Genomic DNA, 8,097 nt, shown 5'->3' with positions numbered 1-8,097 from the left:
ACGCACCCCTGCGTCCACCGGCCCCGGCCGTCGTGCCCGTCCGGACGTTCAGGCCAGGATCTTCTCCTTGGCCTTCTGGTACTCCTCGTCGGAGATGGCGCCCTTCTCCTTCAGGTCCGCCAGTTTCGCCAGGTCGTCGACGTGGCTGCGGCCGCCGGCCTCCGGTCCCGACGCCGCCGCGTCCCGGATGTAGGCCTTGAACGCGGCCTGGCTCTCCTGGGCCTGTTGGATGTCGCGCTTGGTCATCGACTGCCCGCGGGCGATCAGGTACACGAGGACGCCGATCAGGGGCAGGAGGATCACCAGGACCAGCCAGCCGGCCTTGCCCCAGCCACCGAGGTCGTGGCTGCGGAAGATGTCCGTGATGATCTTGAACAGCAGGAAGAACCAGAGGATCCAGAGGAACAGCTCCAGCATCGTCCAGAAGATGTTGAGCAGCGGGTAGTCCACGGCCAGTGATGTGGTGTCCATGGCCGAGTAATATCACCACAAAACGGACACTCTCACTCGATGTTCCGCCGTTCCGGTGACCTTCCGCAGCCGCGGGAACGGCTGCCGGGGCCGGGATCTCAGCCCAGTCCGGCCCGGCGCCGCAGTTCCACCGCCAGGGCCACCAGTTCGCCCCACCAGGCGTCGTGCCCGGCCAGCAGCAGCCGCTGGGCCTCCGCGGACGGCACCGGACGGACCTCGACCACCTGCTCGCCGTCCGCCGGATTGGTCGGCGCGGAGTCCAGCGCGACCTCGCCCCAGCCCCACAGCCAGGCCTTCTCCGGGTGCGGCTGCCACGGCCGGTACGGCACCGGGTCCTCGGTGCGGCAGCGGTGCGCGCCCAGCCAGTGGGCCTCGCCGAGCAGCCGGGCGCCGGCCTCCTCCCGCAGCTCGCGGGCCAGGCAGGAGGCGATGCTCTCGTCCTGCTCCCGGGTGCCGCCGGGCAGGAACCAGTGGTCCCGGTCGTCCCGGCAGAGCACCACCTGACCGTCCGCGAAGCCGACCAGGTGGATGTTGGTGACCAGCGCGTCCGGCGGTGGCTCGGTGGAGAACTGCGCGTCGAACCGCCCCCAGCTCCAGTACTGCGGTGCGTGCAACGCCGGGAACAGGGCGGCGAGTTCGGCGGATCTGGCAGAGGCGTCGGTGCGGTCCGTGGTATCGGTCATTCGCAGATCGTAGTGGTGGCCGGGAAACGCCGGGGGGCGCTCGGATGGACGAGGGTGATGTCGGAGGTGGAGACGGCGAGCGGGCGGAGCGGACGCGGTACCGCGGCCGGTGCGCCGACCCAACTGCCGAGTGAGATCTCGGCGGTGATGCCCGGTCCGAAGCCGGCGATCAGCCCGGTGGTGCCCTCGGGCGCGCCGCCGTCGGCGAACAGCCGGGCCAGGGCGTCGAAGACCACGGCGCTGGCGATGTTGCCGCGCTCGGTGAGCGTCGCCCGGCTGTAGCGGAAGGTGGCCGGTTCCAGGTCGAGGAAGCGGCACAGGTCGTCCAGGATGCGCGGGCCGCCCGCGTGCACGATGTAGAAGCCGAGCCCGGAGACGTCCCAGCCGTGCTCCCCGGCCAGGCCGCGCAGTGCGGGCGCGAGCATCTCCATCGTGCCGGGCACCCGCTTGTCCAGCTGGAAGTGGAAGCCGGTGTCCTTCACCCCGTACGAGATCCAGTCCTCGGTGTGCGGGACGAGGTGCGAGCCGTTGCGCTCGACCTGCACGCCGTGCCCGCCGCTCCCGCGCATCACCACGGCGGCGACCGCGTCCCCGAACAGGCCGTTGGAGAGCAGCGAGCCGACGCCGAGGTCGGTCGGCTGGTAGCAGAGCGAGCAGAACTCGCAGGCGACGATCAGCGCGTTGGCGCCCGGATAGGCGCGGCAGAAGTCGTGCGCCCGGTTGACGGCGGCGCCGCCGGCCGCGCAGCCGAGCTGGGCGATCGGCACCTGGCGGGTGTCGGAGCGGAAGCCCATGGTGTTGATCAGCCAGGCGGTCATCGACGGCATCATGAAGCCGGTGCAGGACACGTAGACGATCAGGTCGATGTCCCGGGCGGTCAGCTCGCCGTGGGCGAGGGCGCGTTCGACCACCGCGGGGACGCGCCGCTTGGCCTCGCGCTCGTACACCTCGTTGCGGACGGTGAAGCCCGGGTGGGTGAGGGTGCGCTCGATCGGCTGGACCAGGTGCCGGGTGCGCACCCCGGTGTTCTCGATCAGCCGTAACGCCAGGCCGAGTCGGGGGTGGCCGGCGTGCAGGGTGCGGGCCAGGTCGAGGGTCTGTTCGAGGGTGATGACGTGCTCGGGCACGGCGATCGCCGGGCGGCAGAGAGTTGCCATGGTGTGGGTCTCCCCGGTGCTGCGGGAACGGTGAGTTGAGGGGAGGCGCTACCAGGCCACCGGCAGGGTGCGCGGGAAGCGCCAGATCGAGCCGGAGTTCCAGTCGAGTTCGGACGGGTCGACGGCCAGCCGCAGGCCGGGGAACCGGCGCAGCAGGGTGCCGATGGCGACCTGAAGCTCCATCCTGGCCAGGTGCGAGCCGAGGCAGTGGTGCTGGCCGTACCCGAAGGCCATGTGGGTGGGTGCGCCGCGGTCGAGGTCCAGCTCGTCGGGGTGCTCGTAGACCGCCGGATCCCGGTTGGCGGTCAGGTAGGAGACGTGCACGGCCTCGCCGGCCCGGATCGGCACGCCGCCCAGTTCGACGTCCTCGGTGGCGACCCGGGCGATGCCGACGCCCTGGCGGAACGGGATGAAGCGCAGCAGCTCCTCCAGGGCGCGCGGCAGCATCTCCGGCCGGGCGCGCAGCTTGGCGAGCTGCTCGGGGTGGGTGAGCAGGGTGTAGGTGAGGTTGCCGAGCTGGTAGGTGCTGGTGTCGTGGCCGGTGACCAGCAGGACCATCGCCATGACGGTCAGCTCGTCCGGGTCGAGCAGCTCGTCGCCGTCGCGGGCGGTGGCCAGGGCGCTGATCAGGTCCTCGCCGGGGTGGGCCCGGCGGGCGGCGGTCAGCTCGGTGAAGTAGCCGCGCAGCGCGGTCTTGGCGGCCTCCTGGCCGTCCCGGCTGCCCGGGCCCATCCGCATCATCGCGACGGCGTGGCCGCGCAGTTCGGCGCGGTCGGCCTCGGGGATGTCCAGCAGTTCGCAGATGGTGGTGAGCGGGAGGCGGCCGGCCAGGAAGTGCATCAGGTCGGCGGGGGCGCCGTGCTCGGTCATCTCGTCGAAGTAGCCGTCGACGGTCCGCTGGGTGGTCGGGCGCATCCGCTCGACCTGGCGGTTGGTGAAGCCCTGGGCGACCAGCCGGCGCAGCCGGTTGTGCGCGGGCGGGTCCATCAGGTTGATCGCCTCGGCCTGGGCGATCGGGGCCGGCGTCATCCGGGGCAGGTCGCGGCCGATGCCCGCGGCACGGCTGAACCGGCGGTCGGTGGTGACCGTCTTGACGTCCTCGTAGCGGGTGGCCAGCCAGGCCTCGCCCTCGCCGTGCGGCAGCCGGATCCTGGCGACCGGGGCCTCGGTGAGCAGTTGCTTCAGGAGGGGGTCGAACTCCAGGCCGTCGGTGTGGTGGAAGGGGCAGTCCCACACGGGGGCGGTGGTGGTCACGGGCCGGTCCAAGTGTCCTCGTCATGCCGGGTGGTGGCGCCCGAGGTGTCGGTTCTGTTCGGGCGTGGACATGCAGATGCTGCCCCATGGACCGGCAAAAAGGGGGATTTGGCGAGGAGTTAGCTCTAAGGAGTGAGATTCGGATGATAGTCGCGCGAATTGGCGCATACGGAAAGGGACGTTGACGGTCAGCCGCCCCCCGGTGCGACCAGCCCGGTCTCGTAGGCGAGGACCACCGCCTGCGCCCGGTCGCGCAGGTGGAGCTTGGCGAAGATCCGGGCCACGTGGGTCTTCACCGTCGACTCGCTGAGCGTCAGTTCGCGTGCCAGTTCGGTGTTGGACAGCCCGCGCCCGAGCAGTGTGAGCACCTCCGCCTCGCGCGGGGTGAGCGGGGCGAGGTCGCGGTGCAGCGGCGGGCCGTCGGCACCCGGGGCCGGCCGCGGGGTGCCGGCCGCGAAGCGCTCGACCAGGCGCCGGGTGATCGAGGGGGCGAGCAGCGCGTCCCCGGTGTCCACCAGCCGGACGGCGGCGGCGAGGTGGGCCGAGGTGACGTCCTTGAGCAGGAAGCCGCTGGCCCCGGCGGACAGCGCGGCGTAGACGTAGTGGTCCAGGTCGAAGGTGGTCAGCATGATCACCCGGCAGCCGGGCACCTGGGCCAGGATGCGCCGGGCGGCCTCCAGGCCGTCCGTGCCGGGCATCCGGATGTCCAGCAGCGCGACGTCCGGGCGGTGCAGCACGGCGGCGGCCACCGCCTCGGCGCCGTCGGAGGCCTCGGCGACCACGTCGATGCCGCGGGCGGTGAGGATCATCCGGAAGCCGGTGCGGACCAGCTCCTGGTCGTCGGCGATCACCACGCGCGGACGGCGTTCCAGGTCCTGCTCCACGCCGCCCCCCGTCACGGCCGGTCCAGCGGGATGCGGGCGCGGACCCGGAACCCGCCGCCGAGCCGGCGCCGGGCGTCCAGGTCACCGCCGTACACCGCGACGCGCTCGCGCAGGCCGATCAGTCCGCGCCCGGCCCCGTCGGGCCGCGGCCCGACCGGCGCGGCGGGTGCCCCGGAGAGCACGCTCGGGCCGCTGTTGAGCACCTCCACCCGCAGGTAGTGGTCCGCGTAGCGCACCGTCACCTCCGCCGTCACCCCGTCCCCGTGCTTGAGCGCATTGGTCAGCGCCTCCTGGATGATCCGGTACGCCGTCACGTCGATGCCGCCGGGCAGCGGCCTCGGCTCGCCGGAGATCCGCACCTCGACCGGCAGCCCGGCGAAGGCGAACCGGTCGATCAGCGGGCTCAGCCGGCTCAGGCTGGGCTGCGGCGCGAAACCGTCCGCGGCCGGCTCCTCGCTGCCGTCCGCCGCGGGGGCGAGCAGGCCGAGCAGGTGCCGCAGTTCGGTCATCGTGTCCCGCCCGGCCGCCTCGACCGCGGCCATCGCGGCCGCCGCCTCCTCGGGCATGGTGGCCAGCACCTCGCGCGCGGCCCCGGCCTGCACCACCATCAGGCTCACGTTGTGGCTCACGATGTCGTGCAACTCGGCGGCGATCCGCGCCCGTTCGGCGTCCACGGCGGTCCGGGCGGCGCTCTCCCGCTCCCGCTCCAGCAGCCAGCCGTGCTCGCCGACGGCCGCGCGGTGCAGCCGCCGCGCCCGGGCGAGCGCCACGGCCAGCCGACCGGCCGCGGCACTCGCCACACCGGCCACCGCGACGGCCACCCAGCCCCACCCCGTTCCCCACACGACGCCAGCTTCCCAGGTCGCGGCATGATCCACATCATCCGGGGGTGCCGCCCCCGTACATCCCGGGTACTACGGCCGCCGCGGTTACACCCGGGGTGGGACGTGACGGCGGGGCGCCTGCGCCTACGGTCGTCCACCATGAGCAACGACCACGACGGGACCTCCCGGCCGGGCGACGCGCAGGTCGTCGTCGAGCTGTCCGGAGTCCACAAGGAGTTCGGCGACGCCAAGGCACTCGACGGCGTCGACCTGCGGATCCGCGCCGGCGAGGCGGTCGCCGTGATGGGCCCCTCGGGGTGCGGCAAGTCCACCCTGCTGAACATGGTGGCCGGACTGGACCGGCCCACCGCCGGCACCGTCCGGGTGCAGGGGCAGGACCTCGGACAGCTGAACGAGAACGGGCTGGCCCTCTTCCGCCGCCGCCACATCGGCATGATCTTCCAGTTCTTCAACCTGATCGACGACCTCCCGGCCCTCGACAACGTCGCCCTGGCCGCCCAGCTGACCGGCACCAGTGCCCGCCAGGCCCGTCGCCGCGCACTGGAGCTGCTGGACGAGCTGGGGGTGGCGCACCGCAAGGACGTCTACCCGGCCTCGCTCAGCGGCGGCGAGCGCCAGCGGGTCGCGGTGGCCCGCGCCCTGATGAACCGCCCGGCCCTGCTGCTCGCGGACGAGCCCACCGGCGCGCTGGACAGCCGCTCGGGCGAGCAGGTGATGGACCTGCTGATCGACCTCAACCAGATCGGGCAGACCCTGCTGATCGTCACCCACGACCCCAACCTGGCCACCCGCTGCGCCAGCCGGCTGGTCGAGGTCGCGGACGGCAGGGTGGCGAACGAGCGGATGCTGGAGGCGTCCGCATGACCGGCGCGGTGTGGCGGGCTTCCCGGGCAGCGGTGAAGCGCCGCCGGGTGCAGACCATCGTGATCGGCCTGGTCGTGTTCTGCTCGACCACGACCGTGCTGCTCGCCCTGGCGGTGATCAGCGCCGCCCGGGCCCCGTTCGACGACGCCTTCGGCGGCCAGCGCGGAGCGCACGTCGTCGCCGCCTTCGATCCGGCCAAGGCCTCGGCGGAGCAACTGGCCGCCACCGCCCACCGGCCGGGCGTCGAGGCCGCCGCCGGGCCGTTCGACCAGGCCGTGGTGGAGATCCCCACCGACTGGGTCGGCAGCCCGCCCGGGCCGCTGACCCTGGTCGGCCGCGCCGACCCGGCCGGGCCGGTGGACCGGGTGGAGCTGCTGTCCGGCCGCTGGGCCACCGCACCCGGCGAGGTGGTCCTCAACTCGCCGTTCGGAGGCGGAGCGGAAAGTCTCCTGAACTCCCCGCTCCCCATCGGCGGCGGCCGACACCTCACCGTCGTCGGCTTCGCCACCAGCATGAGCCAGAGCGCCGGCGGCTGGGTCGCCCCCGAGCAGGCGGCCGCCCTGCACCCCACCGGCCGGCAGATGCTCTACCGCTTCACCGACGCCGACGACGAGCAGCGGCTCACCTCCGCCCTGGCCACGGCCACCGAAGGCCTGCCCGAGGACGCGGTCGTCAGCGCCCAGTCGTACCTGGTGCTCAAGCAGGCCTTCTCCGCCGGCGCCGACGCCTACCTCCCGCTGATGACGGTCTTCGGCGTGCTCGGCCTGGTCGTCTCCGTGCTGATCGTCGGGAACGTGGTGAGCGGCGCGGTGGTCTCCGGGTACCGGCACATCGGCGTGCTGAAGTCGATCGGCTTCACCCCGCGCCAGGTGGTCACGGTCTACCTGACCATGGTCTCGGTGCCCGCGATCGCCGGCACCGTCCTCGGCACGGCGGCCGGCTGGGCGGCGTCGTACCCGATCCTCCGGTCCGCATTCTCCGGCATCGTCACCGGCACCGCCGTGATCCAGCCCGCCGGCTGGCTGCCCGCCGCCACCCTGATCAGCCTCCCGACTCTGGTCGTCCTCGCCGCCCTGGTCCCGGCCTCGCGCGCGCACCGGCTCTCCGCCGCCCAGGCCATCTCGGCGGGCAGCACGCCGCGCAACGGCCGCGGACTGAAGGTCCAACGGTGGCTGAGCGGCACCAGACTGCCGCGTGCGGTCAGCCTGGGCCTCGGCCAGCCCTTCGCCCGCCCTGCCCGCACCGCGCTGACCATGGCGGCGATCGTGCTCGGCGTCGTCACCGTGACGATGACGACCGGCCTGAGCAGCACCCTGACCGAACTGGTGGACCACAACGACGGTCACACCCACGTCAACGTCCAGACCGCCCACTTCGCGGGCAACAAGGTCGAGCCGAAGCTCACCCCGGCCCGGACCGAGGCGATGCTGCGCGCCACCCCCGGCGCCGAGCGGGTCACCAGCCGCGGGCTGGTCCAGGTCGGGCTGGTCGGCTACGCCCAGCCCGCGTTCGCCGACTTCTACGGCGGCGACGTCGCGAACTCCAAGTGGCTCTCGGTGGTGGACGGCCGTCCGGCGACCGGCCCGAACGAGATCGAGGCAGGGCCGTCCTTCCTCAAGCAGCACGGGCTCAAGGTCGGCGACAGGCTCACCCTGTTCCTGGACGGGCGGCAGTTGCCCGTCACCCTCGTCGGCGAGGAGTCCCAGGGCAACCCCCGGGCGTTCGCCTCCAACGACGCCACCCGGGCCGCGCTCACCGACGACCCGCACGTGGTCGAGTACGACGTGACGCTCGCCGTTGGCGCCGACGCCGAGGCGTACCGGAAGGCGGTCTCGGACGCCGACCCGAGCCTGTCGGCCTCGGTGTTCGCGCCCGACCTGGCCGGGCCGGTCGCCGCGGTCATCGCCTTCACCACGATCTTCACGGTGCTGTTGTCGGT

General features: G+C 72.9%; 8 protein-coding genes. 2 read left to right on the top strand and 6 right to left on the bottom strand.

Going from position 1 to position 8,097, the window contains the following annotated elements; translation table 11 throughout:
• Window positions 1–48: 48 nt before the first annotated feature.
• The 6 genes from ACFU7Y_RS34810 to ACFU7Y_RS34785 all read right to left on the bottom strand — a co-directional run bounded on the left by ACFU7Y_RS34810 (window position 49) and on the right by ACFU7Y_RS34785 (window position 5,294).
• Window positions 49–471 carry an SHOCT domain-containing protein gene (locus ACFU7Y_RS34810; RefSeq protein ID WP_224284248.1) on the bottom strand — a complete coding sequence of 141 codons (423 nt, stop codon included), beginning with the start codon at window positions 469–471 and terminating at the stop codon, window positions 49–51.
• Window positions 472–569: 98 nt separating this feature from the next.
• On the bottom strand, window positions 570–1,154 hold the full coding sequence (locus tag ACFU7Y_RS34805; protein ID WP_224284247.1) for an NUDIX domain-containing protein: 585 nt from the start codon (window positions 1,152–1,154) through the stop codon (window positions 570–572).
• Entirely contained in the window at window positions 1,151–2,311 is a 1,161-nt protein-coding gene (locus ACFU7Y_RS34800) for a type III polyketide synthase (RefSeq protein ID WP_224284246.1), read from the bottom strand. The genes ACFU7Y_RS34805 and ACFU7Y_RS34800 overlap by 4 nt, the downstream gene beginning before the upstream one ends.
• Before the next feature lie 48 nt (window positions 2,312–2,359).
• Entirely contained in the window at window positions 2,360–3,565 is a 1,206-nt protein-coding gene (locus ACFU7Y_RS34795; RefSeq protein WP_224284245.1) for a cytochrome P450, read from the bottom strand.
• Between the two features lie 188 nt (window positions 3,566–3,753).
• Window positions 3,754–4,449, bottom strand: coding sequence for a response regulator (locus ACFU7Y_RS34790; RefSeq protein ID WP_380770752.1), 696 nt, complete (start codon window positions 4,447–4,449; stop codon window positions 3,754–3,756).
• An 11-nt stretch (window positions 4,450–4,460) separates the two neighbouring features.
• Window positions 4,461–5,294 carry a sensor histidine kinase gene (locus tag ACFU7Y_RS34785; RefSeq protein WP_380770751.1) on the bottom strand — a complete coding sequence of 278 codons (834 nt, stop codon included), beginning with the start codon at window positions 5,292–5,294 and terminating at the stop codon, window positions 4,461–4,463.
• A 138-nt stretch (window positions 5,295–5,432) separates the two neighbouring features.
• Here ACFU7Y_RS34785 and ACFU7Y_RS34780 point away from each other — a divergent pair, with 138 nt between their 5' ends.
• Entirely contained in the window at window positions 5,433–6,158 is a 726-nt protein-coding gene (locus ACFU7Y_RS34780; protein ID WP_224282207.1) for an ABC transporter ATP-binding protein, read from the top strand.
• Window positions 6,155–8,097, top strand: a 1,943-nt coding sequence (locus ACFU7Y_RS34775) for an FtsX-like permease family protein (RefSeq protein WP_380770750.1), incomplete at its 3' end; no start/stop codon positions are given. The genes ACFU7Y_RS34780 and ACFU7Y_RS34775, both read left to right, overlap by 4 nt.

Source organism: Kitasatospora sp. NPDC057542, from assembly GCF_042801945.1.
Taxonomy (GTDB): domain Bacteria; phylum Actinomycetota; class Actinomycetes; order Streptomycetales; family Streptomycetaceae; genus Kitasatospora.
Note: the sequence above shows the minus strand (reverse complement) of the source record. Positions and strands in the feature narration are given on the sequence as shown.